The organism is Mucilaginibacter sp. P4_G9, from assembly GCF_056400985.1.
In genome coordinates this window covers 1-535 of the sequence record NZ_JBFUKF010000955.1, presented here as the reverse complement: position 1 = coordinate 535, position 535 = coordinate 1, and the positions used below count along the sequence as shown (strand labels likewise).

The 535-nt window shown below is 29.2% G+C and carries 1 protein-coding gene; it reads right to left on the bottom strand.

Annotated features, from left to right (window positions below; translation table 11 throughout):
* Nucleotides 1–476 (bottom strand): acyltransferase family protein (locus AC1DPZ_RS28770; RefSeq protein WP_477409974.1); only part of this gene is annotated, 476 nt, incomplete at its 3' end.
* Between the last annotated feature and the right edge of the window lie 59 nt (nucleotides 477–535).

The following is a 535-nucleotide window of genomic DNA, read 5'->3' as shown; positions in this document are numbered from 1 at the left end:
CTAATAAAGTTACTCAGGCTACCAAAATTAAAAATGCTGAATATTATTAAGGCAAAAAAATACGGGGGGTAAATTCTCCAAAATCTCCTATTAATATAATTAGGAAATTGAAATTCTAAGTTTCTCTTCAATGTCGCCAAATGGATCAAAAAACCGCTAATTATTAGAAATAATTGCACACCAGTCCAACCATATGAGATAGGAAGGATATTCATTATAATGGCCCTTATATTATACTCCTTAAAATCAATAAAAAGTCCTTTATAAATAGTCATTTTTGATTCAGGAAGAAGTACATATATTGAATGGTGAAAAAAAACAAGTATGATTGCAATGCCTCTTAAAACATCAATCTTCCCCAAATGAAATTTATCTTTTGCTTTTCCACTTTTAATATCTACGGCAGTTTCTAAACTCCTTTTCTCATTTTGAGTAGCTTGTTCTATCCCGCCAGAAGTATTAATTGCTTTCAACATATTTTAACTATATGTAATTAAATCCTTTAAAATGAAATTATATTATCCCTATTTGTGCC